Source organism: Variovorax sp. VNK109 (assembly GCF_049445855.1).
In the GTDB taxonomy this organism is placed as follows: Bacteria; Pseudomonadota; Gammaproteobacteria; order Burkholderiales; family Burkholderiaceae_C; genus JAGOCV01.
Genome location: NZ_JBMSDV010000001.1, coordinates 166388 through 192218, shown reverse-complemented (window position 1 = coordinate 192218; position 25831 = coordinate 166388). Strand labels below are relative to the sequence as shown.

25 protein-coding genes are annotated in these 25831 nt (G+C 66.1%); 16 read left to right on the top strand and 9 right to left on the bottom strand.

Annotation, left to right across the window (positions count from 1 at the left end):
• Positions 1–65 precede the first annotated feature (65 nt).
• Genes ACO2Q9_RS00890 through ACO2Q9_RS00880 form a run of 3 tightly spaced genes read right to left on the bottom strand, consistent with a single transcriptional unit; the run spans position 66 to position 2625 of the window.
• The gene (locus ACO2Q9_RS00890; RefSeq protein ID WP_423307361.1) at positions 66–470 is read right to left on the bottom strand and encodes an RNA-binding S4 domain-containing protein; all 405 of its coding nucleotides are present in this window, start codon (positions 468–470) and stop codon (positions 66–68) included.
• Positions 470–1942: a sensor histidine kinase gene (locus tag ACO2Q9_RS00885; RefSeq protein ID WP_423307359.1), complete on the bottom strand. Its 1473-nt coding sequence runs from the start codon at positions 1940–1942 to the stop codon at positions 470–472. The genes ACO2Q9_RS00890 and ACO2Q9_RS00885 overlap by 1 nt, the downstream gene beginning before the upstream one ends.
• Entirely contained in the window at positions 1939–2625 is a 687-nt protein-coding gene (locus ACO2Q9_RS00880; protein ID WP_423307357.1) for a response regulator, read from the bottom strand. The genes ACO2Q9_RS00885 and ACO2Q9_RS00880 overlap by 4 nt, the downstream gene beginning before the upstream one ends.
• Before the next feature lie 128 nt (positions 2626–2753).
• Here ACO2Q9_RS00880 and ACO2Q9_RS00875 point away from each other — a divergent pair, with 128 nt between their 5' ends.
• Genes ACO2Q9_RS00875 through ACO2Q9_RS00865 form a run of 3 tightly spaced genes read left to right on the top strand, consistent with a single transcriptional unit; the run spans position 2754 to position 5746 of the window.
• On the top strand, positions 2754–3710 hold the full coding sequence (locus ACO2Q9_RS00875; protein WP_423307355.1) for a Bug family tripartite tricarboxylate transporter substrate binding protein: 957 nt from the start codon (positions 2754–2756) through the stop codon (positions 3708–3710).
• Positions 3711–3720: 10 nt separating this feature from the next.
• Positions 3721–4233 carry a tripartite tricarboxylate transporter TctB family protein gene (locus ACO2Q9_RS00870; protein ID WP_423307353.1) on the top strand — a complete coding sequence of 171 codons (513 nt, stop codon included), beginning with the start codon at positions 3721–3723 and terminating at the stop codon, positions 4231–4233.
• A gap of 22 nt (positions 4234–4255) precedes the next feature.
• A complete protein-coding gene (locus ACO2Q9_RS00865) occupies positions 4256–5746 on the top strand; it encodes a tripartite tricarboxylate transporter permease (RefSeq protein ID WP_423307351.1) in 1491 nt (496 codons plus the stop codon).
• A gap of 4 nt (positions 5747–5750) precedes the next feature.
• Here the strand turns inward: ACO2Q9_RS00865 and ACO2Q9_RS00860 are convergent, their stop codons facing one another.
• Complete coding sequence (locus ACO2Q9_RS00860; protein WP_423307349.1) at positions 5751–6503, bottom strand: hypothetical protein; 753 nt, start codon at positions 6501–6503, stop codon at positions 5751–5753.
• 40 nt (positions 6504–6543) lie between these two features.
• Between ACO2Q9_RS00860 and ACO2Q9_RS00855 the strand changes: the two genes are divergently transcribed.
• From ACO2Q9_RS00855 to ACO2Q9_RS00825, 7 genes are all read left to right on the top strand, one after another.
• Entirely contained in the window at positions 6544–8112 is a 1569-nt protein-coding gene (locus ACO2Q9_RS00855) for a sigma-54 interaction domain-containing protein (RefSeq protein WP_423307347.1), read from the top strand.
• 145 nt (positions 8113–8257) lie between these two features.
• On the top strand, positions 8258–9457 hold the full coding sequence (locus ACO2Q9_RS00850; RefSeq protein WP_423307345.1) for a substrate-binding domain-containing protein: 1200 nt from the start codon (positions 8258–8260) through the stop codon (positions 9455–9457).
• Positions 9457–10227 carry an ABC transporter ATP-binding protein gene (locus tag ACO2Q9_RS00845; protein ID WP_423307343.1) on the top strand — a complete coding sequence of 257 codons (771 nt, stop codon included), beginning with the start codon at positions 9457–9459 and terminating at the stop codon, positions 10225–10227. The genes ACO2Q9_RS00850 and ACO2Q9_RS00845 overlap by 1 nt, the downstream gene beginning before the upstream one ends.
• Complete coding sequence (locus ACO2Q9_RS00840; protein ID WP_423307341.1) at positions 10224–10952, top strand: ABC transporter ATP-binding protein; 729 nt, start codon at positions 10224–10226, stop codon at positions 10950–10952. The genes ACO2Q9_RS00845 and ACO2Q9_RS00840 overlap by 4 nt, the downstream gene beginning before the upstream one ends.
• Before the next feature lie 13 nt (positions 10953–10965).
• Positions 10966–11949 carry a branched-chain amino acid ABC transporter permease gene (locus ACO2Q9_RS00835; protein ID WP_423307339.1) on the top strand — a complete coding sequence of 328 codons (984 nt, stop codon included), beginning with the start codon at positions 10966–10968 and terminating at the stop codon, positions 11947–11949.
• A gap of 16 nt (positions 11950–11965) precedes the next feature.
• Entirely contained in the window at positions 11966–13063 is a 1098-nt protein-coding gene (locus ACO2Q9_RS00830) for a branched-chain amino acid ABC transporter permease (protein WP_423307337.1), read from the top strand.
• Positions 13060–13932, top strand: a complete 873-nt coding sequence (locus tag ACO2Q9_RS00825; RefSeq protein ID WP_423307335.1) for an alpha/beta fold hydrolase — start codon at positions 13060–13062, stop codon at positions 13930–13932. The genes ACO2Q9_RS00830 and ACO2Q9_RS00825 overlap by 4 nt, the downstream gene beginning before the upstream one ends.
• 33 nt (positions 13933–13965) lie before the next feature.
• Here ACO2Q9_RS00825 and hemH read toward each other — a convergent pair whose 3' ends face one another.
• The gene (gene hemH, locus ACO2Q9_RS00820; protein ID WP_423307333.1) at positions 13966–15057 is read right to left on the bottom strand and encodes a ferrochelatase; all 1092 of its coding nucleotides are present in this window, start codon (positions 15055–15057) and stop codon (positions 13966–13968) included.
• Positions 15058–15079: 22 nt separating this feature from the next.
• Between hemH and ACO2Q9_RS00815 the strand changes: the two genes are divergently transcribed.
• A complete protein-coding gene (locus ACO2Q9_RS00815; protein WP_423307331.1) occupies positions 15080–15778 on the top strand; it encodes an HAD family hydrolase in 699 nt (232 codons plus the stop codon).
• A 36-nt stretch (positions 15779–15814) separates the two neighbouring features.
• Here the strand turns inward: ACO2Q9_RS00815 and ACO2Q9_RS00810 are convergent, their stop codons facing one another.
• The 3 genes from ACO2Q9_RS00810 to tsaE form a co-directional block, all read right to left on the bottom strand.
• The gene (locus ACO2Q9_RS00810) at positions 15815–16036 is read right to left on the bottom strand and encodes a glycine zipper domain-containing protein (protein WP_423307329.1); all 222 of its coding nucleotides are present in this window, start codon (positions 16034–16036) and stop codon (positions 15815–15817) included.
• A gap of 144 nt (positions 16037–16180) precedes the next feature.
• A complete protein-coding gene (locus tag ACO2Q9_RS00805) occupies positions 16181–17593 on the bottom strand; it encodes an N-acetylmuramoyl-L-alanine amidase (RefSeq protein WP_423307327.1) in 1413 nt (470 codons plus the stop codon).
• Positions 17590–18078: a tRNA (adenosine(37)-N6)-threonylcarbamoyltransferase complex ATPase subunit type 1 TsaE gene (tsaE, locus tag ACO2Q9_RS00800; RefSeq protein ID WP_423307325.1), complete on the bottom strand. Its 489-nt coding sequence runs from the start codon at positions 18076–18078 to the stop codon at positions 17590–17592. Before tsaE ends, ACO2Q9_RS00805 begins: the two co-directional genes overlap by 4 nt.
• A gap of 54 nt (positions 18079–18132) precedes the next feature.
• On the opposite strand from tsaE, the gene queG reads away from it, so the two are divergent.
• The 4 genes from queG (at position 18133) to ACO2Q9_RS00780 (ending at position 23680) form a co-directional block, all read left to right on the top strand.
• On the top strand, positions 18133–19170 hold the full coding sequence (gene queG, locus ACO2Q9_RS00795) for a tRNA epoxyqueuosine(34) reductase QueG (protein WP_423309865.1): 1038 nt from the start codon (positions 18133–18135) through the stop codon (positions 19168–19170).
• 302 nt (positions 19171–19472) lie between these two features.
• Entirely contained in the window at positions 19473–21800 is a 2328-nt protein-coding gene (locus ACO2Q9_RS00790) for a mechanosensitive ion channel domain-containing protein (RefSeq protein WP_423307322.1), read from the top strand.
• Positions 21801–21842: 42 nt separating this feature from the next.
• On the top strand, positions 21843–22583 hold the full coding sequence (locus ACO2Q9_RS00785; RefSeq protein ID WP_423307320.1) for a hypothetical protein: 741 nt from the start codon (positions 21843–21845) through the stop codon (positions 22581–22583).
• Between the two features lie 2 nt (positions 22584–22585).
• Complete coding sequence (locus ACO2Q9_RS00780; protein ID WP_423307318.1) at positions 22586–23680, top strand: hypothetical protein; 1095 nt, start codon at positions 22586–22588, stop codon at positions 23678–23680.
• A gap of 72 nt (positions 23681–23752) precedes the next feature.
• On the opposite strand, the gene ACO2Q9_RS00775 is transcribed toward ACO2Q9_RS00780, so the two are convergent.
• A complete protein-coding gene (locus ACO2Q9_RS00775; RefSeq protein WP_423307316.1) occupies positions 23753–24673 on the bottom strand; it encodes an AEC family transporter in 921 nt (306 codons plus the stop codon).
• 118 nt (positions 24674–24791) lie between these two features.
• Between ACO2Q9_RS00775 and ACO2Q9_RS00770 the strand changes: the two genes are divergently transcribed.
• Entirely contained in the window at positions 24792–25766 is a 975-nt protein-coding gene (locus ACO2Q9_RS00770) for a tripartite tricarboxylate transporter substrate binding protein BugE (protein WP_423307314.1), read from the top strand.
• Positions 25767–25831 lie beyond the last annotated feature (65 nt).

Below are 25831 nucleotides of genomic sequence, written 5' to 3'. Positions count from 1 at the left end.
CATGCGCTGCTGCCAGCCCATAGTGAAAGCCCGAAGCAGGAACCGTACCCGTTGGCCGGGACGCCTCAATCCAGCGAGGCGCTCCAGCGGTCGCCCCAGCTGTTTTTCTCGCGCTCGAGGTCGCGGCGGTCGCGCTTGGTGGGGCGACCGTGCTCCAGCGATTGGGCGGGCTCGAAGCGCCGCTGCTCCACGGCCTGGGCGCGACGTTGCTGGCTCTCCGCGGTTTCCTCGTAGAGCAGCCGCGCCGTGGGTGCCGGCCCGCGCGTGCCCGAGAGGCCGAGCACCTTGATCGTGCGGGTCGAGACGAGATCGCGCAGATCCACCATGTCGCCGGGCCGGACCTCGCGCGAAGCCTTGGCTTCCTGGCCATTCACATGCACACGGCCTTTCTCGATGTCCTGCGCGGCGAGCGACCGCGTCTTGTAGAAGCGCGCGGCCCACAGCCATTTGTCGATGCGGAGTTTTTCCATCAGCCCTCATTCTGTACCAGCGGTGTGGCGGCCGGTGTGACAGGGGGTGTCATGACCGGCAGGCGCACCGTGGCATCGAGCCCGGCGACGCGCCCCAGCTGCTCGCGGTTGTCCAGCGTGATGCTGCCTTCGAGCGCCTGCACGATCTCACGGCAGATGGCCAGGCCCAGACCCGATCCGCCGCGCGTGTCGCCCGGCGAAAACGGCTGGAACAGCCGCCGCCGCAATTCCCCCGAAATGCCCGGTCCGCTGTCGGAAACGGTGAGCGCCGCATGCCGTGTGTCCGACACCAGGCTCACGTGCAACCGTCCGTGTTCGGGCGAATGCTTGATGGCGTTGTGCAGCAGGTTGCGCGAGAGTTCGCGCAGCATCCATTCATGTGCGTGCACCGGGGCGGATTGCGTGTCGATGCTGAAGTCGAGGTCGCGGTCGGCCATGAGCGGTGAGAGGTCGAGTGCGACGTTTCGCACGATCTCCGCCCAGTCCACCACCGTTGCGTCCGCCTGCTGGCGCAACTGCTCCACCTTGGCGAGCGCCAGCATCTGGTTGGCCAGCTGGGTGGCGCGCTCGACCGTGTCCTCGATTTCGGCGAGCGCCTGCTTCGGTTCCACATCGCCGCGCAGGGCGGACTGCACCTGTGCGCGCAACACGGCGAGCGGCGTGCGCAACTGGTGCGACGCATCGCGCACGAAGCGCTTCTGGTGCTCCAGCAGGTGTGACAACCGTTCCATCAGGCCGTTGGTGGCCTCGATCATCGGCAGCAATTCGCGCGGCGCATGGGGCGCATCGATGGGCGTGAGATCGTCCTCGGGCCGCGTGGCGAGTTCAGCGCTCATGCGCCGCACGGGCCGCGTGGCGCGCTGCACCACGAGCACAGTGATGAACGCGATCACGAGCACGAGCGCCGCTTCGCGCGTCACCGTATCGAGCAGGATCTGCCGTGTGAGGTTCTCGCGCAGTTCCAGCGTCTCGGCGACCTGGATCACGGCCATGCCGCGCCCGTTCGCGCTGACCACCGGCTGCAGCAGCACGCCCACCCGCACCGGCTGGTTGCGGAAGGTGGTGTCGTAGAAATGCACGAGTGCCGCGTAAGTTGTCTTGTCTGGCATCCGGCCCAGCCACGGTGGCAGTTCGTCGAAGCCCGAGACGATCTCGCCTCGCAGGCTGGAGACGCGGTAGAACATGCGGCTCTGGTTGTCGGCCTCGAAGGCCTCGAGCGCGGAGTAGGGCACCGTCGCGCGGATGCGCGCTTCATCGTCGAAGCCCGTCACGTCCAGTTGCTCGCTGATGGTCTTGGCCGACGCGAGCAGTGTGCGGTCGTACGCTGTGTTCACCGCGCGGAAGGTCTGGCGGTACAGCCCCACCGCGTTCACCGTGATCAGCAACGCTGCAGGCAGCAGGATGCCCACGAGCAAGTAGCGCCGCAGCGAGACGGTGCGCGCCGGCCTGGCCGGTGTGGTCGCGCGGCTCAATCGTCCACCTTCAGCAAATAGCCCAGGCCGCGCAGCGTCATCAGCGAGACGCCGGTGCCGGCGAGCTTCTTGCGCAGCCGGTAGACGACCACTTCGATGGCCTCGTACTGCACGTCGGCCTCGCCGGGAAAGACGAGCGTGAACAGCCGTTCCTTGGAAACCGCCTTGCCGGGCGTCGCCATCAATGCCTGCAGCAGCGTGAGCTCACGCGGGGCGAGTTCCATCACCTCGTCGCGCAGGTAGATCGCGCCGTTGTGCCGTTCGTGCCGCAGCGGACCGACGCTCTGGGTGTTGCCGGCCGGGTTCACCGCGTCGCCGCGCTCGGCCGCACGGCGGTGCAGGGCATGCAGACGGGCTTCGAGTTCGTCCAGGTCGAAGGGCTTGGCGAGGTAGTCGTCGGCGCCGGTCTTCAGGCCGATGACGCGGTCGCCCACCGTGCCGCGCGCCGTGAGGATGATGACCGGCGTGCGCAGGCCTGCCGAGCGCGCCTGCTCCAGCACCTGCAGGCCGTCCAGGCCGGGCAGCGAGAGGTCGAGCACGATGACGTCGAAACGCGTGGACTTCCAGATGGCCAGCGCCTGCAGGCCGTCGCCGCAGGCCTGCACGTCCATGCCGCGATTGAGCAGGGCGCGCCGCAGCGTCGCCTGCATGGCGGGTTCGTCTTCGACGAGCAGGAGCTTCATGGGCCGAGATTACAGCGCGTTGCGAACCGGGCAGGGCGCTCGGTACTTTCCCTAGTGTGCCGGACAGCCAACTGACAGGGATGCGGCGCATCATCGCCACCGTTCGACAACCCCAAGAGGAGACACGTATGCGTCGCGACACGTTCCTGAAATCCATGGCCGCTCTCGTGGCTGCCGGTGGCCTGCCCCTGTCGGCACTGGCTGCCGCCAACATCAAGATGATGATCCCCGCCAACCCCGGTGGTGGCTGGGACACGACGGGCCGCGCGCTCGGCCGTGCCCTCCAGGAGGCCGGTGCCAGCTCGGTCAGCTACGACAACAAGGGCGGCGCCGCCGGTGCCATCGGCCTCGCGCAATTCGTGAACGCCAGCAAGGGCGACCCGAATGCGCTGATGGTGATGGGCGCCGTCATGGTCGGCGGCATCATCACCGGCAAGCCGCCGGTGAACCTGTCGCAGGCCACGCCGCTGGCGCGCCTGACCAGCGAATACAACGTGTTCGTGCTGCCGCCCAACTCGCCGCACAAGTCCATGAAGGACGTGATCGAACAGCTCAAGAAAGACCCGGGCAGCGTCAAGTGGGGTGGCGGTTCGCGCGGCTCCACCGAGCACATTGCGGCCGCGATGATCGCCCGCGAAGTCGGCGTCGACCCGGCCAGGATCAACTACGTCGCGTTCCGTGGGGGCGGTGAGGCCACGGCAGCCATCCTGGGTGGCAACGTCACCGTCGGCGGCAGCGGCTACAGCGAGTTCGCCGAATACATCGACACCGGCAAGATGAAGGGCATCGCCGTCACGTCGGCCACCAGGCTCAAGGGCGTGAACATCCCTACGCTCAAGGAGCAGGGCATCAACGTGGAAATCGGCAACTGGCGCGGCGTCTATGGCGCACCCGGCATCACCGCCGCCCAGCGCAAGGAACTCACCGACCTGATCATCAAGGCGACCAAGACCAAGGTCTGGGGCGAGGCGATGGAAAAGAACGGCTGGACCGAGGCCTACATGACCGGCGACGCATTCGGCAACTTCGTGGACAACGAGTTCGCGAGCCTGCGCGCCACCATGGTCAAGTCCGGCATGATCTGACGGCGGGACCATGCAGCACTCTTCCCGTTCCACGACGCTGCAATCGCTGGTTGGCGGTGCCCTTGCCCTCGTGGCACTGGTGCTGGCCGCCGGCGCAGCGCAAACCTCTTCCGACGCAGGCTACGGCGGCGTCGGCCCCAACTTCCTGCCGTGGGTGGTGAGCGTTGCGCTGCTGGCGTGCGGCGGCTTTCTGGTCTGGGAAGCGCAATCCGGCGGCTACCGGGACCTCGAAGAGGGCTCCGGTGCCGGGCGGGGCGACTGGGCAGGCTTTGCCTGGGTGTCTGCAGGGCTGCTGCTCAACGCGGCGCTCATCACGACCATCGGCTTCATCCTGAGTTGCGCGCTGTGCTTCGTGCTTGCCGTACGCGGCTTCCGCAGTTCGGAAGGCCGGCTCGACCTGGGCATCAAGGCGCTGCTGATCGACAGCGCCATCGGCATCGCCATTGCGGCGCCTGTGTACTGGATGTTCACGCAACTGCTGGCCATCAGCCTCCCCGGGCTCACGTCCACCGGCTGGCTCTGATTTCCGTAGATAAAGAGACAACATGGATATCCTGAACCAGTTGCTGGCGGGCTTCGCCACGGCCGCCACGCCCATCAACCTGCTGTGGGCCTTCGTCGGCTGCATCATCGGCACCGCAGTCGGCGTGCTGCCCGGCATCGGCCCGGCTGTTGCGGTGGCCATGCTGCTGCCCATCACCACCAAGGTCGACCCGACGGCGTCGATGATCTTCTTCTCCGGCATCTACTACGGTGCGATGTACGGCGGCTCGACCACCTCCATCCTGCTGAACACGCCCGGTGAATCCGGCTCCATGGTCACGGCCATGGAGGGCAACAAGATGGCCAAGAACGGCCGCGCGGGCGCGGCGCTCGCAACCGCGGCCATCGGCTCTTTCGTGGCCGGCACCATCGCCACGGTGGTCGTCACCTTCTTCGCGCCCATGGTGGCGGAATACGCGGTGCGTCTCGGCCCGCCCGAATATTTCCTGCTGATGGTGCTGGCCTTCACCACGGTGAGCGCGGTGCTGGGCAAGAGCACGCTGCGTGGCCTGACCGCGCTGTTCGTCGGCCTGGCGATGGGCCTCATCGGCATCGACCAGATTTCCGGTCAGGCGCGCTACACCGCCGGCCTGCCCGAGCTGATGGACGGCATCGAGGTCGTGCTGATCGCGGTGGGTCTCTTCGCGGTGGGTGAAGCGCTCTACAACGTGCTGTACGAAGGCCGCACGGTCGAGACGCAGAACAAGATGAGCAAGGTGCACATGACGAAGCTGGAGTGGAAGCGCTCGTGGCCCGCATGGCTGCGCGCCACCGGCATCGGAATTCCGTTCGGCACCATTCCTGCGGGCGGCAGCGAGATCCCCACCTTCCTGAGCTACGCGACCGAGAAGAAGCTGTCGAAGCACAAGGAGGAGTTCGGCACGACCGGCGCGATCGAAGGCGTGGCCGGGCCGGAAGCGGCCAACAACGCGGCCATCACGGCGACGCTGATCCCGCTGCTCACGCTGGGCATCCCGACCTCCAACACCACGGCCATCCTGCTGGGGGCGTTCCAGAACTACGGCATCCAGCCCGGTCCGCAACTGTTCGACAAGAATTCATCGCTGGTGTGGGCACTCATCGCGTCCATGTACCTGGGCAACGTGATGCTGCTCATCCTGAACCTGCCGCTGGTGGGCCTGTGGGTGAAGCTGCTGAAGATTCCCAAGTCCTACCTGTATGCCGGCATCCTGATCTTCTCGACGCTCGGTGTGTATGGCATGCGCCAGAGTGCGTTCGATCTGGTGTTGCTCTATGCCATCGGCCTGCTGGGTGTGGTGATGCGCCGCTACGACTTCCCGACGGCGCCCGTGGTGGTGGGCATGATCCTCGGCCCGCTGGCCGAAGCGCAGATGCGCAACGCGGTGTCCATCGGCGAAGGCAGCTGGACGGTGTTCGTGCAGCGTCCGGGTTCGCTCGTGCTGCTGGTGATCATCGCTTCCGTGCTGGTGTTGCCGCGTGCGGTGCGCTTGTTCCGCAAGGCGCCGGCCTGAACGTTCAATCCCTCGGCCTGTGTGGCGTGGCGAACCACACGAACAGGCCGAGCAGCAATGCTGCAATCCCGCAATAGAACAGCCAGCGCGGCCAGGCATCCGCGCGACGCAGCACCGACAGGTCGCGCACGAAGATCGTTTCGCAGGCGCCGTTGCCTGTGTCGTCCCGCGAGACGGACGTGCCGCGGTGGAAGGCAAAGCCGTGGTTGTGTGAATACTCGGCCAGTTGGCCGCTGATGCGGATCTGGTCACCGATGCGCACCTTGCGCAATGCCCGCGCGATGGCCGGGTCGTCGGTCAGCAGGTGGTTGTTCGACAGCGCGCGGAAGTACTGTGGCTTCGCCACCGCCATGTCGGATGTCTGGAAATAGCAGACGAACTGGCCGCTCCAGAACTTGATGCGCTCGTACGCGCCGTCGGCCGCGTTCACGCCCCAGATCACGCACAGGTCCACTGCGTTCAAATGGTCGTTGCTCGCGGCGTGGATCCAGTCCCACCACGTGTCGGCATCGTGCCGGCTCACCACGAGGCCGTGGATTTCATAGTCGGCCACGGGTTGCACGCGGTAGTCGACACCACCCATGCGTGCTGCGAACGAAGCGTTCGATGACGGCGCCGTCTGCAATGGCTCGCCGCTCATCTGCGGCAGCAGCCGCGCCCGCGGGGGCAGGGGGTCGCTGCACCACCAGCCGACGGCGATCGCTGCTGCGCCTGCCAGCATCAGGGCATCGGCGCGCAGCGAGTGACCGAATGACATGGCGCGAGTTTAATGAGCACGCCCAAGTTAACATCGCCCGATGCCCGCCAAGCCCACTCGAGCAGACTCGCCTACCGCATCGAGCGCAGCATCTCCGCCGCCAGCGCAGTCGCCGCAATCGCCTCTCTCGGGTGATCTGCCCGGCGACGCGCAGAGCATCCTGGAGCTGGCGGCGCGTTCGATGTTCCACCTGTTCTCCAGCGTGAGCCAGGGCATGTTTCTCGTGGACCGCAGTGCGCGCATCGTCTGGGTGAACGAGGGCTACAAGCGCTTCCTGCCGCTGCTGGGCTTTTCGTCGGTGGACGAATTCCTCGGGCATGAAGTGGAAGAGGTGATACCCAACACCCAGATGCGCCAGGTGCTGCAGACGGGCGAGCCGATCCTGATCGACCTGCTCACCAACAAGGCCGGCACCTTCGTGGTCAGCCGCATCCCGCTGCGCGACGAAAGCAACGAACTGATCGGCGCGATCGGCATCGTGCTGTTCGACCATCCGGAAACGACGCTCAAGCCGCTCATCAGCAAGTTCGCGCGCCTGCAGCGCGACCTGGACGACGCGCGCCGCGAACTGGCCACGCAGCGCAACCATCCGCTGTACAACCAGCCCTACGGCCAGCGACAGTCCAAGCACACCTTCGCGAGCTTCATCGGCACCAGTGCGGCAGCTGTGGAGGTGAAGCGCCAGGCACGCCGCGCGGCGCAGTCCACCAGCCCGGTGCTGCTGCTGGGCGAAACGGGCACCGGCAAGGAACTGCTGGCGCATGCGATCCATGCCGCGTCGGCGCGCGCCAAGGGGCCGTTCGTCAGCGTGAACATCGCGGCCGTGCCCGACACGCTGCTCGAGGCCGAGTTCTTCGGTGTCGCGCCCGGCGCGTACACCGGTGCCGACCGCAAGGGCCGCGACGGCAAGTTCAAGCTGGCCGACGGCGGCACGCTGTTCCTCGACGAAATCGGCGACATGCCGCCCGGCCTGCAGGCCAAGCTGCTGCGCGCACTGCAGGAGGGCGAGATCGAACCGCTGGGCTCCAACAAGCTCGTGCCGTTCGACGCCCGCGTGATCGCTGCGACCTCGCGCGACCTCAGCGCGCTGGTGCGGGAAGGACGCTTCCGCGAAGACCTGTATTACCGGCTGAACGTGCTGCCCTTGCGCGCACCGCCGCTGCGCGAGCGGCGCAGCGACATTCCCGCGCTGGTGGAGGTGCTGGGCGAAGACGTCGCGCTGCGCAGCGGGACGCCGCCACCCGAATTCACGCCGGATGCGCTTGCACTGCTTTCGGCGCAGCACTGGCGCGGCAACATCCGGGAGCTACGCAACGTACTGGAGCAGGCAGCGATGCGCAGCGACTCGCAGTTCGTCGATGCTTCGCAGCTCGAACGCATCCTGCTCGAAACGGGCGTGGAGCAGATCGCGCCCGCCGTGCCCGAAACCGCGCCGAGCTCCGATGAAAGCCTGCTGCGGCCGCTTGCCGTGCAGGTCGCGCAGCTCGAACGCCAGGCCATTGCAGCGGCGCTGGCATCGACGGGCGGCAACAAGCTGGCCACGGCGCGGCTGCTCGGCATCTCCCGCGCGACGCTCTACGAACGTCTGGAAAACCCTGACAAGGAATAAGACAGTTGACTGGAATTCGGACAAATTGAATGTCTGAAATTCAGTCAATGCCATTCCTTGTGGCAAGGCATCCTAGGTAAATCAACGACTTGGCGATTGGCATGGACTGTGCAATATTCAGCCAGTCCATCACAAGGAGACATCCATGCAACGTCGCACCCTCGTGGCCCTGGCTGCCGCAGCCACCGCCATCGCCGCCCCCTTCGCCGCGCCCCTCGCGTTTGCGCAGGCCAAGGAAATCCGCATCGCCCACATCTACAGCAAGACCGGCCCGCTGGAAGCCTACGGCAAACAGACGCAGACCGGCCTGATGATGGGCCTGAGCTACGCCACCGGCGGCTCGATGGAAATCAACGGCAAGAAGATCGTCGTGATCGAGAAGGACGACCAGGGCAAGCCCGACCTGGGCAAGTCGCTGCTGGCCACTGCCTATTCCGACGACAAGGTCGACCTCGCCATCGGCCCCACGGCCTCCGGCGTCGCGCTCGCCATGCTGCCCGTGGCCGAGGAATACAAGAAGATCCTGCTGGTGGAGCCTGCCGTGGCCGACTCCATCACCGGCGACAAGTGGAACAAGTACATCTTCCGCACCGGCCGCAATTCGAGCCAGGACGCGATCTCCAACGCCGTGGCGGTGGACAAGGCCGGCGTGACGCTGGCCACGCTGGCGCAGGACAACGCCTTCGGCCGCGACGGCGTGAAGGCCTTCAAGGACTCGGTGAAGACCGCCAAGCTCGTGCACGAGGAATACCTGCCCGCCGCGACGACCGACTTCACCGCCGGCGCCCAGCGCCTGATCGACAAGCTCAAGGACCAGCCGGGCCGCAAGATCATCTGGATCGTCTGGGCCGGTGCGGGCAACCCGTTCAAGATCGTCGATCTGGACCTGAAGCGCTACAACATCGAGATCGCCACTGGCGGCAACATCCTGCCCGCCATGGCCGCGTACAAGAACCTGCCCGGCATGGAAGGCGCGACGTACTACTACTTCGGCATCCCGAAGAATCCGGTGAATGAAGCACTCGTTGCCGCGCACTACAAGGAATTCAAGACGCCGCCGGACTTCTTCACCGCAGGCGGCTTCTCGTCGGCGATGGCCGTGGTCACCGCGCTCAAGAAGACCAACGGCGACACCAACACCAACAAGCTCATCTCCACCATGGAAGGCATGAGCTTCGACACGCCCAAGGGCAAGATGACCTTCCGCAAGGAAGACCACCAGGCCATGCAGAGCATGTACCACTTCAAGATCAAGGTCGACCCGGCGTTCCCGTGGGGCGTGCCGGAGCTCGTGCGCGAGATCAAGCCTGAAGAAATGAACGTGCCGATCCGCAACAAGCGCTGATGCTGGAGACCCGAGATTTAACCGTTCGCTTCGGCGGCCACGTGGCGGTGAGCAGTGTGTCGTGCGCGTTCGCGCCGGGCACGCTCACGGCCATCGTGGGCCCCAACGGTGCGGGCAAGACCACGTACTTCAACCTGATCTCGGGGCAGATTCCTGCCAGCGAGGGCACGGTGACGCTCAATGGCGTGGACATCTCGCGCCACAGCGCGTCGTCGCGGGCGAAAGCGGGGCTGGGCCGCGCGTTCCAGCTGACCAATCTTTTCCCGAACCTGTCGGTGCTGGAGAACGTGCGGCTGGCCGTGCAGGCCACGCGTGCGGGCGCGCACCGCCACGGGCTGAACCTGTGGAGCATCTGGAGCGACCACACGGCACTCACCGGGCGGGCGCAGCAGATCCTGCAGGACGTCTCGATGACGGGGCAGGCGGATGTGCCCGTGTCCAGCCTGCCGCACGGCGACCAGCGCAAGCTCGAAGTCGCGCTGCTGATGGCGCTGGAGCCGCAGGTGTTCATGTTCGACGAGCCGACGGCCGGCATGAGCCACGACGACGCACCAGTCATCCTCGACCTCATCCGCGCGCTCAAGAAAGACAAGACCAAGACGATCCTGCTGGTGGAGCACAAGATGGATGTGGTGCGCGAGCTGGCCGACCGCATCATCGTGCTGCACAACGGTCAACTGGTAGCCGATGGCGACCCTGCCGAAGTGATTGCATCGCCGGTGGTGCAGCAAGCCTACCTGGGCGTCGCTCCTGACAAGGAGGCCGCATGAGCAACCACAACCTCCTCGAACTCAAGGGCGTGCACACGCACATCGGGGCGTATCACATCCTGCATGGTGTGGACCTCGCAGTGCCGCGCGGCGGCCTGACCATGCTGCTGGGCCGCAACGGCGCCGGAAAGACGACGACGCTGCGCACGGTGATGGGCCTGTGGCAGGCCAGCCAGGGCACGGTGCGCTTCAACGGCAGCGACATCACGGCGTCCAGCACGCCGGACATCGCTCAACTGGGCATCGCTTACGTGCCCGAGAACATGGGTATCTTCTCCGACCTCACGGTGAAGGAGAACCTGCTGCTCGCCGCGCGCAGCGCAAGCCATGCGGGCGAGATGGACGACGCGCGCCTCAAATGGATATTCAAGCTTTTCCCGGCCGTGGAGAAGTTCTGGAACCACCCGGCGGGCAAGCTCTCGGGCGGGCAGAAGCAGATGCTGGCGGTGGCGCGCGCCATCGTGGAGCCGCGCGAGCTGCTCATCGTGGACGAGCCGAGCAAGGGGCTGGCGCCGGCCATCATCAACAACATGATCGACGCCTTCGCCGAGCTGAAGGCCAGGGGCGTGACGCTGCTGCTGGTGGAGCAGAACATCAATTTCGCCAAGCGGCTGGGCGACACCGTGGCCGTGATGGACAACGGTGTCGTGGTTCACGCGGGCTCGATGGCCGAGCTGGCGGCCGATGAAGAGCTGCAGCAGTCGCTCCTGGGATTGGCGCTATGAAAGGGCTGGCGCTATGAAACAGATGAATTTCGACTGGAAGCCGCTGGCTTTGGTGCCGCTGCTGGCCGCGCTCGCGCTGCCGCTCATCGGCTCGGGCTCGACCTGGCTCACGCTCACGGTGGCGGGCCTGGCGATGGGCATGATCATCTTCATCATCGCTTCGGGCCTCACGCTCGTCTTCGGGCTGATGGACGTGCTGAATTTCGGTCATGGCGTGTTCATCGCGCTCGGCGCTTTCGTGGCAGTGAGCGTGTTCGGCGGCATGGCCGACTGGACGACGTCCGAGCAGCTGTGGCGCAACCTCGTGGCCATGGGTTGTGCGGTGGCGGCCGCCATGGTGGCCGCCGGCCTGCTGGGTCTCGCCTTCGAGCGCCTCATCGTGCGGCCGGTGTACGGCCAGCATCTGAAGCAGATCCTCATCACCATGGGCGGCATGATCATCGGCGAGGAACTCATCAAGGTGATCTGGGGTCCGCAGCAGATTCCGCTGCCGCTGCCCGAAGCCATGAAGGGCGCGCTGCTCGTCGGCGACGCCGCGGTGGAGAAGTACCGCCTCATCGCGGTGGTGATCGGTGCAGTGGTCTTCGGCGTGCTGGCGTGGACGCTCTCGCGCACCAAGATCGGCCTGCTGATCCGCGCGGGTGTGCAGGACCGCGAGATGGTCGAGTCGCTCGGCTACCGCATCCGCCAGCTCTTCGTGGGCATTTTCGTGGTGGGGAGCGCACTCGCCGGCCTGGGTGGCGTGATGTGGGGCCTTTACCAGCAGAACGTCATCCCGCAGATGGGTGCGCAGGTCAACGTGCTGATCTTCATCGTGATCATCATCGGCGGGCTCGGCTCGACGGGCGGGGCGCTCATCGGCGCGCTGCTGGTGGGCCTGATGGCCAACTACACGGGCTTCCTCGTGCCCAAGGTCGCGCTCTTCTCCAACATCGCGCTCATGGTGGCCATCCTGCTGTGGCGTCCGCAGGGTGTGTACCCGGTGGCCAACCGCTGAGAAGGGGAGGGAACACATGCTCAACCGAATCCTCTCCGGCGACTATCCGCGCAGCCGCGTGCTGGCAGTCGTGCTGGTGGCGTTGCTCCTCGGCCTGGCCTTTGCGCCGTTCATCTTCCCGGGCGTGAAAGCGCTCAACGTCGCGGCCAAGGTGCTGATCTTCATCGTGCTGGTGGTCAGCTTCGACCTGCTGCTGGGCTACACCGGCATCGTGAGCTTCGCGCAGACCATGTTCTTCGGCATCGGTGCGTACGGCGTGGCGATTGCCAGTGCGCGCATGGGCGCGTCGTGGGGTGCGCTGGGCGTGGGCATCGGCTCGGCATTGGCCATCTCGCTCGTGCTCGCGCTGGCGATCGGCCTGTTCTCGCTGCGGGTGCGGGCGATCTTCTTCGCGATGATCACGCTGGCCGTGGCGTCCGCCTTCCAGACGCTGGCCTCGCAACTGTCGGAATTCACCGGCGGTGAAGACGGGCTGACCTTCCGGTTGCCCGAACTGCTGTCGCCCAGTTTCGAACTGATGGAAGAGCCCTTCCTCGGCGTGTCTCTGGACGGCAAGCTCATCACCTATTACCTGATGTTCGTCGCGGCGGTCGTGCTTCTGCTGGCCATGCTGCGCATCGTGAACTCGCCGTTCGGCCGCGTGCTGCAGGCCATCCGCGAGAACGAGTTCCGCGCCGAAGCCATCGGCTACCGGGTGGTGGTGTACCGCACCGTGTCCAGCGTGCTCTCCGCTTTGTTTGCGACGCTGGCCGGCTGCATGCTGGCGATCTGGCTGCGCTACAACGGGCCGGACACGTCGCTGTCCTTCGAGATCATGCTGGACGTGCTGCTGATCGTCGTCATCGGCGGCATGGGAACGATCTACGGCGCGGCCATCGGCGCGGTGCTGTTCGTGGTGGCGCAGAGCTACCTGCAGGACGTCCTGCGCCTGGGCAGTGAAGCGGCATCGGGCATCCCGGGCCTGTCGTCACTGCTCTCGCCCGATCGCTGGTTGCTGTGGCTGGGTCTGCTCTTCGTGCTCTCGGTCTACTACTTCCCGACGGGTGTCGTGGGCAAGCTGCGCGCACGGGCTGCGGCAGGGCGCGTCAAGGCGGTGAAGGCGGTAAAGGCATGAGCCCCACACCCACGTCGAATTACGTTGTCTGCGCCGGCCGCGAGATCCACTACACCGAGTGGGGTGCTGGCCATGCCGAAACGGTGATTGCCTGGCACGGCCTTGCGCGCACCGGTCGCGACATGGACGAACTGGCGGCGCACCTGGCCGCTCGTTATCGTGTGATCTGCCCCGACACGCTGGGCCGCGGCCTGAGCCAGTGGAGCCCGGACCCGCTGTCGGAATACCAGCTGTCTTTCTATGCACGCCTTGCGGCCGACCTGATGGACCAACTCGGCATCGAACGCGCGCACTGGGTGGGTACTTCCATGGGTGGGGCCATCGGCACGGTCTGCGCCGCGGGTCTGTATGAGCCGCGCCTGAAGGGGCGCATCCGCAGCCTCGTGCTGAACGACAACGCGCCCCAGTTGGCCGATGCCGCCATCGGCCGCATCCGCGACTACGCGGGCAATCCGCCCGCGTTCGATTCGGTGCGGGAACTCGAAGCCTTCTTCCGGCAGGTCTACAAGCCCTACGGCTGGTTGAGTGATGCGCAATGGCGACGCCTGACCGAAACGTCCACGCGCCGCCTGCCGGACGGCCGTGTCACGCCGCATTACGACCCGGCGATGGTGCAGCAGTTCATCCAGCATCCGGACGACTACCTGATCTGGGACCACTACGACGCGCTCGACATTCCCGTGCTGTGCCTGCGCGGCATGGAGTCCGACCTCGTATTGCCCGAGGTGACGGAAGAAATGCTCCGTCGCGGCCCCGGCGCGCGCGGCCTCGCACGCGTTGTGGAGATCGCCGGTTGCGGCCATGCGCCCGCGCTGAACGTGCCCGAGCAACTCGAACTCGTCACCGGATTCATCGACGCGAGCGCCTGAAAGCGCGCGGCCGTTGCCGGCCATTCGCGACCACTACTGGCGCGCGCCGCGTGATTGCGCCAGTTCCCTCTGCAGCGCCAGCGCTTCCACCTGCGTGGCATCCAGCGTCGGCCAGCCCGCGAGGTGCCGCTCGGCGATGTCCGTCAGCGCGCGTATCCAGGCCGGGCTGTCGTTCAGGCAGGTGATGTAGCTGAATTCCTTGCCGCCTTCATGCAGGAACGCTTCACGCGCTTCCTGAGAAATTTCCTCCAGCGTTTCGAGGCAATCGCTGATGAAACCAGGGCACACCACGTCGACGCTCTTCACGCCCTGGCGCGCCATCTCGCGCAGCGTCGGCTCGGTGTAAGGCTGGAGCCACTTCGCCTTGCCGAAACGTGACTGGAACGTGACGCGATAGTCCGCCTGCGCGAGGCCCAGTCGTTCGGCCAGCAGCCGCGCCGTCTTGAGGCATTCGCAGTGGTAGGGATCGCCCAGGTGCAGCGTGCGTTCGGGCACGCCATGGAAGCTCATCACCAGTTGTTGTGCGCGGCCGTTGGCCTGCCAGTGCGCGCGGATTCGCGAGGCCAGCGCCTCGATGTAACCCGCGTCATCGTGATAGCGGTTCACGAAGCGGAACTCCGGCACGTGGCGTGCACCGGCCGACCACGCGTTGATGGCGTCCACCACGCTGGCCGTCGTCGTGCCCGAATACTGCGGATACCCGCTCAGCACCAGAACGCGCGTCACGCCTTCGCTGCGCATGGCGTCCAGCTGCGAGGCGATCGATGGCGAGCCATAACGCATGGCGGCGCGCACCGTCAGCCTGTGGCCGCGTTCGCCCAGCCAGCCGGGCAGCAGCGTGGCCTGCTTCTGCGTCCACACCTTCAGTGGCGAGCCATCGGGCGTCCAGATGCTGGCGTATTTGGCGGCAGACTTCGAAGGACGCGTCCGCAGGATGATCCCGTGCAGGATGGGCAGCCACGCGATGCGTGGAATCTCCACCACACGCGGGTCGCGCAGGAATTCGGCGAGATAGCGCCGCACCGCGGGCGCGGTCGGTTCGTCGGGTGAGCCCAGGTTGCACAACAGGACACCCGTGGATGGGGGTTGCCCGTGGGTGTACGTCGGTTCTTTGCGGAAAGCCATGTGCGTTATTCTCCCACCCACCATGTTCGAAGCCGCACGCGTCAGGGCGATCACCCTGGATCTGGACGATACCCTCTGGCCGGTGTGGCCCGTCATCGAACGCGCGGAGCAGGCGCTTGCAGCATGGCTCGAGGCAAATGCCCCGGCCACTGCAGCGCTCTACGCTACGCCCGGAGCCTTGAGGAAAATCCGCGAGGCCATGGTCGACATGCGACCCGATTTGTTGCATGACTTGAGCGGGTTGAGGCGCGAGTCCATCCGCCATGCGCTCACGCAATCCGGCGACGACCCCGCTCTCGCGGAGCTTGCTTTCGATGTGTTCTTTGCCGAGAGACAGAAAGTCGAGCTCTACGAAGACGCCTTGCCGACACTCGAATTCCTGATGACGAAATTTCCCGTCGTCGCCATCTCGAACGGCAATGCAGACATTCACAAAACCGGTGTGGGAAAGTATTTCCGGGCCGCTTTCAGCGCCCGGGAGTTCGGCGTGGGCAAGCCCGACGCCCGCATTTTTCACGCGGGAGCCCAAGCTGCGGGCGTCATGCCCTCCGAGGTCTTGCACGTCGGTGACGACGCGCATCTCGATGTCGTCGGCGCCTTGAACGCCGGCATGCAGGCTTTCTGGCTTGCGCGCGATGGCAAGCCGTGGTCACTGCCACAGCAGCCCCATCCCCATATCACGGCAAGCAGCCTCCACAAGCTGGCCGAATTGCTGGCCTAGCCCGTGAAGGCGAGTCTGCCCGGACTGGGCGGATGATCAGCGGCGCTGATCCTGACGCTTGCCCAGTTCGTTGCCGATCAGCGCGCCGGCCGCTGCACCGCCTACGGTGGCTGCGGTGCCGCCAAGTGCGCTACCTGCCACGCCCCCGACCAGGGCACCGGCGCCTGTGCCGAGTTGCTGGCTAGTCGGGTTGGAGGAGCATGCGGTCAGCGTCACCAGCGAGGCGGTGGCCAGCAGGGTCAAAATTTTCGTCTTCATGGTTGTCACCTGTCAGTTCTGGGTTCGCAGGCGCATCGCACATGAGGCGACGGCTTGTTTTGCCTGTGACCCCACTGTAGGCAGCGCGCCGTGGGCGCCATGTAGGAGCGTGCCGACCTTGCGTGTCGGCCTTGAACGTTCGATTCAGACCGCGCGGTTGCGTGCCAGCGGTGGGTTCTTCGCGAAGTAGCGAACGATGCCTCGCATCAGGGCATCGGCCAGTTCTTCCTGGTACGCATCGCTGGCCAGGCGCTTTTCTTCTTCAGGATTGCTGATGAATGCCGTCTCCACCAGCACGCTCGGGATGTCCGGTGCCTTGAGCACGGCGAAGCCCGCCTGCTCCACGCGCGGTTTGTGCAGGCGGCCGACGTTGCCGATCTCACCCAGCAGCGCGCTGCCGAGCTTCAGGCTGTCGTTGATCTGCGCGGTGGTGCTCATGTCGAGCAGCGCGCTCTGCACCTGACGGTCGTTGTTGCGGATGTTGACGCCGCCCACCAGGTCGGCACTGTTCTCCTTGTTGGCCAGCCAGCGCGCGGCACTGCTCGAAGCGCCACTCTGGCTCAGCGCGAACACGCTCGCGCCGCGCGCCGTTGGCGTGGTGAACGCGTCGGCGTGGATGCTCACCATCAGGTCGGCCTGCACGCGGCGCGCCTTCTGCACGCGCACATGCAGCGGCACGAAGAAATCCGCATCGCGGGTCATGAACGCGCGCATGGGGTTGCCGTTGATCGTGGTGCCGTTGATGCGCTCGCGCAGCTTGTGCGCCACACGCAGCACGACGTCTTTCTCGCGCGTGCCTGCCGGGCCGATGGCTCCCGGATCCTCGCCGCCGTGACCGGGGTCGAGCGCGATGATGATGAGCCGATCGGTGCGTGATGGCGCCGGCACCGCGCCGGGGGCAGGCGCGGGTGGGCGCGTCGCAACAGCAGGAGGCGACGCGTTCCTCGTTGCGCTCGGTGCTGGCGTTTCACCGGGCCTTGCATGGCGCGCGATCAGTTCTTCGAGCGGGTCGTTGCCCGCATCTTTCGGGTCTGCGGCTGAGGCTGCAGCTGCTGCGGCAGGCGAGGGTGCCGGCGCGTTCCTGTCGCGCATGCGCTCTGCGATCAGGGCTTCCAGCGGGTCTGCCGGTTGGGCGGGATACAGGTCCATCACCAGGCGATGCTGGTAGGCGGCCACAGGCGCGAGCGTGAAGACCTGCGGCAGCGCGGGTTGCTTCAGGTCCAGCACCAGGCGAACGACGCCCGGCGCGTTCTGGCCGGCTCGCACGCCGCTGATGAAAGGGTCGTCGCTGCGCACCTTGCCGACCAGATCTCGCAAGGCCGCGTTGAGCTCGATGCCTTCGATGTCCACCGCCAGGCGCGGCGGGTCGGCCACGAAAATCTGCCGGGTCACCAGCGCACCGTCGGACTCGATGGTCACGCGCGTGTAGTCGGGCGCGGGCCACACACGGACCGCCAGGATGGTGGCGCCCTTTGCGATGTGATGCCGGCCGAGCAGGAGGACCAGCAGTCCACCTTGCAGCAGGTCACGACGGCCGATGGCCCGTCCCGCCTTCATGCCATGGAGCCCTGTTGCAGCGCGCGCAGCAGCGTGCTGCCACGAGCGCCTTGGGCACCGTGAGCGGTGAGGGAAACCCGGCGGGATTCATCGGCCTGCATTTCGAGGTGGATGGCGAGGTCTTCGACCGGCAGGAAGCCGCGCGCATTCTGCGGCCACTCGGCCAGTTTCAAGCCCGGCTGCGCGAAGATGTCGCGCAGGCCGGCGTCTTCCCATTCGCGCGGGTCGTTGAAGCGGTAGAAATCGAAGTGCCAGATGCTCAAGTGTTTGCCACTGGATGCCGGGACTTCATGGGGCTCGACCACGGCGTAGGTGGGACTCTTGATGCGCCCCGTCACGCCGAGGGCGCGCAGCAGGTGCCGCACGAACGTCGTCTTGCCTGCGCCCAGATCGCCGTGCAGCGAGATGAATGCATCGCGCACGGAGGGGCTCGCGGCCAGCGCTTCCGCGGCGGCCTGCGTGTCCTGTTCCGTGCGCCAGGTCACGGTTTCTACAATGGGCGGGTGGTGAACGTCGACAGCACTCAACTCGTTGCTCGCATGCAGGCTTGGGCCCGCGAACTGGGATTCTCCCAAATCGGCATCGCAGGGGTCGATTTGTCCTCCGCCGAGCCGGGGTTGCTGCAATGGCTTGACAACGGCTTCCATGGCGAGATGGCCTACATGGAAACCCATGGCCTCAAGCGCGCGCGCCCTGCCGAACTCGTGCCCGGCACGGTGAGCGTGATCACCGCACGCATGGACTACCTGCCGCGCGACACGCCTGCCCAGTGGCAGGACAAGGAACTTTCCCGCCTGAATGACGCCGCCGAAGCGGTGATCTCGATCTATGCACGTGGTCGCGACTATCACAAGGTCCTGCGCAGCCGCCTGCAGAAGCTGAGTGACCGCATCGGCGAAGAACTGGGCCCGTTCGGCCACCGCGTCTTCACCGACTCCGCGCCCGTGCTCGAAGCCGAGCTTGCAGCGCGCAGCGGGCAGGGCTGGCGCGGCAAGCACACGCTGCTGCTCAACCGCGAGGCCGGGTCGATGTTCTTCCTCGGCGAAATCTATGTCGACATGGCCCTTGAGCCCAGTGAACCTGTCGCCCCGCATTGCGGCAGCTGCAGCGCATGCATCGACGTCTGCCCCACGCAGGCCATCATCGCGCCGCACCGGCTGGACGCACGCCGATGCATCTCTTACCTCACCATCGAACATGCGGGGCCGATTCCGTTGGATTTGCGCCCACTCATCGGCAACCGCATCTACGGTTGCGACGACTGCCAGCTCATCTGCCCGTGGAACAAATTCGCGCAACGCAGCACCTTGCCCGACTTCGACGAACGCCATGGTCTCGGGCACGCCCAACTGGTCGACCTGATGGCGTGGACCGAAGACCAGTTCCTGCACTACACCGAAGGCAGCCCCATCCGCCGCATCGGGCATGAGCGATGGCAGCGCAATGTGGCGGTGGCCATGGGGAACATGTGGCGCGAGAGTGGGGATGTCTCCCTGCGCGATGGGCTTGCGGTGCATCGCGCGCATTCGAGCATGCTTGTTCGCGAGCATGTGCTTTGGGGGCTGGCGCAGCGCTGAGCCGGTAGGCGCACGCATTGCGGTCGGGCTGCGTTGGCGCGGGCCGTTGCGTTGACTGGCCGCGCATTGTTCTGCAATGATGCGCGGGGCACCATCGGACCACCTGTGGACATTCAACGTAAGAAGCGTCCCGATGAACGCCCGTTTTCCAGATGCCGAACATCAGAACATCGCCCTGGCCCGGCCATGCAGTCCGCCGCCTCATTGCCGCTCTTGTGGCCTCCGTCGCCATGGCATCCATGGTAAGCGCCGCTCCTCCGAGCGAGATGTCACCGACTCCGGCAGCCGCAGCCCCGATCGCGATGAGCGACATCCTGTCGAGGGCCGCCGAGGACCAGCAGCGCGCCGAGCGCGCGTCCCGATTGCTGGCGTCCACCGATCCGGTCGTGCGACTGGCTCGCCAGCTCGACGAGATTGCCCGCTCGGTCGATTCCAAGCTGGACGCCGAGGGAACCGCGAACCTGCATGCGTTGCCGATCCGGCGGCTCGAAAGCCTGTCGCGCCACTGGAGTTTCGACGCCGAGCGCGTCGCGCGATGGGAAGCGCAGGCGCGGCGCGACTTCACACCTTACGCCGACAGTGCGCTCCAACTCGCGCAGCGCCGACAGGCGTGGTCGGCCACACGGGCGTCCGGATTACTGGATGGTCTGCCCGCCGTCATGTCGCAACGCGTGGATGCGATCCTCGCCCAGATCGACAGCGCCGAAGCTGAATTGGGCACCGCATTGACACGCCAGTTCGCCCTCACGCAGCGCGCGGGGGAACTGAAGGCGCGCATCGAGGCCGGCGCCAGCGCCTCGCAAGCTGCCATGGAAGAGATCGACCGCCGACTGCTGCGGATCGATTCGCCGCCGATCTGGCGCGGCCTGGGCGCAGGGCTGGGCGCCGGTGAGGCGCGGGAGGCCATGGAGCGGGGGCTGGACGTGGAGAGCCGGTTTGCGGTCGACTACAACGCCGCCAATACAGCCAACCAGCAGGCACTGCGTGCGCTGCAGGTGTTGCTGCTGCCACTGATTGTGTGGCTGAACTACCGCAGCCGGCAGTCGCCTGCGGAGGCGCCGTCCGCCGGCCATGTGGCGCCGGCCTTGCGGCGGCCGATCTCGTCATGGTTGTTGCTGTCGATGCTGGCCGTGCTGCTGCTGGAACCCGACGCGCCGCAACTGGTGCAGGAGTTCGCCTTGCTGATCGCGCTGGTGCCAGTGTTGCGCTTGTTGCCCGCGGCGGCACTATCGGCGCTCGGCGCATGGCCTTACGTCGCGATTGCAATCTACGTGCTGGACAGGCTCGGCGTCGCGGTGGTCGCCGATGCGCCGATTTATCGCCTCTTCGTGCTGGCGCAGACCCTGCTCACGCTGGGGCTGACAGTCTGGTTGCTGCGCCATCCGGTGGCCAACGCGGCAGCTCCCCGTAACGGCTTGGTCCGGGCGCTGAAAGCAGTTGGCTGGCTGGCAGTGCCGCTGCTGGCCGTGTCGGCTCTGGCCAACGTGGCGGGCAACGTCTCGCTGGCCGAGATGCTCACCAGCGGATTGACCGACAGTGGCTACATGGCGCTTGTGCTGTACGCGGCCGTCGTGGCCGGTATGGGGATCGTACGCGCCTTGCTCGGGCAGCCGGAAATCGCGCGTCGCAGGCTCCTGCAGGAACACGGGATGCTGCTCCTGTCGGCTTGCAAGCGCGTCCTGGTGCTGGCTGCATCGCTGGGGTGGCTGCTGTATGCGCTGGGCTCCTTCCGTGTGCTGCAGCCCTTGCAGAATCTTGGCGCCATGGTGCTCAAGCTGGGCGTCGACGTTGGCGAGATTTCCATCGACGTGGGCGACGTGCTCGCCTTCGCGGTTTCCGTCTGGCTTGCCTACTGGGTCGCCCGCGCCGTTCGACGCCTGCTGCACGACGAGTTGCCGCGTTACTCGCATCTGCCACGGGGCGCAGGCAACAGCATCGCTACTCTCAGCTACTACGGCGTGCTCCTGCTCGGTTTGCTGGTGGCTTTGTCGGCAGCCGGTCTGAAGCTGAACCAGCTGACACTGATGGTTGGCGCCCTTGGCGTGGGCGTGGGCTTCGGGCTGCAGAACGTTGTGAACAACTTTGTCTCGGGCCTGGTGCTCATGTTCGAGCGGCCAATCCAGCCCGGCGACATGGTGGAGACCGGAGGCGTCGGGGGCACCGTGCGCGCGATCGGGCTTCGCGCGACCACCATCCGCACTTACGACGGCGCCGACGTCGTCGTGCCCAACGGCCTGCTGCTCAGCAGCAATCTCACCAACTGGACGATGTTCGACCGCAGCCGCCGCTTCGAGATTGCAGTCGGCGTGGCCTATGGCAGCGATCCAGCCAAGGTGTTGCAGCTGCTCGAATGCACCGCGCGGGCCACTCCGGGCATCGCCGGCAATCCTGCGCCGAGCGCTCAGCTCGCAGGCTATGGAGACAACGCATTGAACTTCGTGCTGCGCGCCTGGACACTGAACATCGACAACTGGGGCGCGTTGCGCAGCGAGCTGCTGGCGCGCATCCTGGCTGCGCTGCAGGCCGAAGGCATTGCCATTCCGTATCCACAGCTCGACCTGCATCTGCCCGACGACGAGGGCCTCCGGCGGCGCGAGTCTGCGCGCGACGGCCCGCAAGGTGCTGCGTAGACTCTCTCAGTTGCTGCAGCCATTCGACAAAGGAGCGAAGAAATGAAACCACACCTTCCTGCGGCCGTGACACTGCTTGCCGCCTTGTTGATGTGCGCGCCGCTGGCGCAGGCACAAACGCCGCCCGACCTCGAGGACCTCGTCGGTGCGCGTGGGGCAGGGGGCGAGACCCAGCTGCTCGCGCGTGGGTACCAGCAGGTCCGCGCGACCCTGGTTCGCGATCAGTCGTGGACCATCTGGTGGAGCGAAGTCCAGCGCGCCTGCGTCGCGGTGGCCACCACGGAAGGACGCTACGCCACGATCAACCGCATCCCGGAGCAGAACTGCCGCCCTGGCGGCATGGCCGGAGCCAGCCCTGCGGCGCCGCGCCCCGACGTCCTCACGCTCGTGTGCTACGGGCAGGGCGAGCATGCGGTCTATTCGAGCCATTCCGGCTACCAGTGGAACGAGAAGAGCAAGCGCTACGAGCCGATGCAGCGCATGGAAACCGCATCAGAGCAGTTCCAGACCGGCGTGCAGTTCGACTTCCGTGACGGCAGCGGACGGGTGCATCTCAGCGAGAAGATGATCCCGCCCCTGAATTCCGGTGGCACCGATGGCTGGTGGCCCCTTGAAGACCTGCAGATGGGCGCGGACCGCATTACTGCGCATTACCGTGTGAATGGGCTCAACCGATTGGCTGTCGAAATCGACCGGCGCAGCGGGTTCGCCGAGATCAAGGGCCGACCCGGATTCAGTGGCAAGTGCGACGTCGGCGACTGGGGCGCAAGCCGGCGGTTCTGAACATGGCCCGACCCGCGCAATCATCCTCCTGGGCCATCCGCGTCTCGACGCTGACATGGGCCGCGCTCGTGATCTCATTCCTCTGCGGATTGCCGGTGGTGCTGGGATTCACGTGGCTGCTGCTCCCGGCGCTTGCCGCGCTGGCGGCAGTGATCGCCTTGCCGGTGGCCTGGCTGTGGCGGTGCGGCTGGCGGCCCGCGCGCAGCCGGCCTTGGGCCAAGGTATGGGCGCGCACGAGCGCCGGCCTCTGGTTCCTGTTGTGCGGGGCGGTGGCGGCGCCCATCTACTTCCTTGCGGTGACCACGGAAGCGCGACCGGCCATCGTGCCCACCATCACCCTGGGTAATGGAACGCGCACCATCGTGCTGCAAGGTATGCAGCACGTCGGCGCGGAGCGCTTCTACCAGGCCGTGGTGTACGACCTGGAGAAGGCGCTGGCAGACGGTTACTTGCTCGCCTACGAGGGCGTGGCCGACAGCGATGCCGAGGCCAACGCGTGGTTCCGCACCACCCTGAGCCACGGAAAAGATCTGGGGGACAGTTATCGCGAACTGGGAAAGATGTGCGGCCTGTCATACCAGATCGACTACTTCGGTCCGCTCGTCGCTGACGCCCGCACCCATCCAGAGCGCCACGTCACCATGGACGTGAACACCCGCGCCATGAAGCAGGAATACGACCGTCTGATGCAGGCCGATCCGGCCTTTGCCGCCGCCATGCGCGAACGCGAGGCGCCAGCGGCGGCGGATGACGACGCGCCGGACGTGATTGGCTGGCTCATCGAGCGGCAAAAGGCCGGTGACGAGCGCCGGCGCGTGCTGGCCGGCACGCTCTGCCGCGGCCTGATGACGCAAGTCATGCGCCGCACCAACGAGCGGCAAGGCGGCGCGATGGACTCGGTGGTGCTCGATTTCCGCAACCGCCATCTCGCAGCCCAACTGCTGTCCGATCCGCATCCCAGGATCTATGTGACTTATGGTGCCGCCCATCTGCCGGGCGTGATGGACATCATCAAGCGCGAACCCGGCTGGAAGGTCGAATCCATCAAGTGGATGCGCACCATCGCAGCGCCGGAACATCTGGAGGGTCAACTCTGACGGCGTGGTGCCGCCCCGAAGACCCGCTGAAGGTGCTGCCGATTGCGATCTGATCGACCTGGGCGAGCGGGTTCAGCCCCGCAATACCCCGAGCGCAAACGGCAGACTCAACATTCCCAGCAAGGTGGAGAGCGTGACCAGCCCCGCCACGTACGGCCCGTTGTAGCCCATGCGCGCTGCCAGTACATAGCAGGTCGATGCCGTGGGCAGGGCGGAGAAGGTGAGCAGCGCGGTGGCCTGCAGCGGCGTGAGCTTGAACACCCAGGCCATGCCGGCGGCGATCAGCGGGGTGATGAGGTGGCGGATGGACAGCACGGCCACGGCCAGCGTCTTGCCGCGGGCGAGCGAGCCCAGCTGCATGCCGGCGCCGGCGGACATCAGGCCCAGCGCGATGGACGCTGCGCCGATGCGCGATACGGTGGGTTCGAGCCAGAAGGGGATATGCAATCCGGCGATGTTGGCGACGAGCCCGGAGGCCGTGGCGATGATGAGCGGGTTGCGCACAAGCTCGCGCAGGAAACCGCCCTGGCCGTGGCGCGCCATGGGCCAGACGGCGGCGATGTTGAGGATCGGCACGCACACGCCGATGAGCACGGCGATCAGCAGCAGGCCCTCGGGCCCCGCGATGCGGTCGGCGAGTGCGAGGGCGATGAACGAGTTGAACCGGAACGCCACCTGCGCCGCCCCCGCATGCTCGCGCCGATCGATGTGACCGCCCAGCACCGGCAGGTAGGGCAGCGCGTAGGACAGGCCGATGGCCGAAAGGCCGCACACCACACCGGCCGCGATGAGGCTGGACGCTGACCCCAGATCGAGCGGGCTGCGCACGATGGACTGGAACAGCAGGATCGGGAAGAGGAAGTAGTAGACGAGGCTTTCGACCTTTTCCCAGACCGAACGGTCCAGGGCGGTGTAGCGGCACACCAGATAACCACACAGGATCAGGGAGAAATCGGGGAATAGCAGCTGCGCGTAGTTCACGGCGCGAAGCATAACCGCCCACAGGGGCGTTCATTGGGGTTTGCCCTTATGGATTGGCCGTATCGAGGGGGCATGTAGGGAACACGAGCGTTTAGCATCGAACGTTTCGATCGCATAGAGGAGTTAAGCAATGCAACGACGTCAATGGATGGCCGTGACCGGCGCCTTCACCCTGGCTGCCGCGGCCGGTTCTGCGCTTGCGCAGGGCTACCCCAACAAGCCGATTCAGCTTCAGGTTCCATTCGCGCCCGGTGGCACGACCGACATCGTCGGCCGCGTCATCGCCGATCCGCTGGGCAAGGCCCTGGGACAGAGCGTGGTGGTGATCAACAAGGCTGGCGGAGGCGGCGTGGTCGGCGCGACCGAAACCGTGCGCGCGACGCCCGATGGCTATTCGCTTGGCGTGGCCACCGTGTCCACCACGGCAGCCAACCCGGCCATCAACCCCAAGATTCCCTACAACCCGGTGACCGACTTCACGCCGATCATCAACATCGCGGCCACGCCGAACGTGATCGCGGTGCATCCTTCATTCCCTGCCAAGGACTACAAGGCGTTCATCGCCGAACTGAAGAAGTCGCCCGGCAAGTACTCGTACGGTTCGTCGGGCACGGGCGGCATCGGCCACCTGCAGATGGAGCTGTTCAAGAGCCTGTCGAATACCTTCGTCACGCACATCCCGTACCGTGGCGCGGGCCCGGCACTCAATGACGCGGTGGCCGGTCAGATCCCGATGATCTTCGACAACCTGCCGTCGGCGCTGCCCTTCATCAAGGAAGGCCGCCTGATCCCGATCGTCGTGGCTGCGCCCCAGCGACTGGCCGCGCTGCCCGACGTGCCGACTTTCAAGGAAGTCGGCCTCGAACCGGTGAACCGCATGGCGTACTACGGCATCCTGGGCCCCAAGGGTCTGCCCAAGGAAGTGGTGGACAAGGTGTCCGCCGGCGTGAAGAAGTCGCTGGAAGACCCGGCCGTGCGCAAGCGCATCGAGGACACGGGTTCCATCGTCGTCGGCAATACGCCCGAGCAGTTCGCCGCGCAGATCAAGGCCGAACTCGAGGTCTACAAGGAAGTGGTGGTCAAGCAGAAGCTGACGCTCGAATAAGCGCAGCTTTCTTTTCCGCGAGGCCGCACGGTTCGCCCTGCGGCCTTTTCATTTCTTGATTCGTT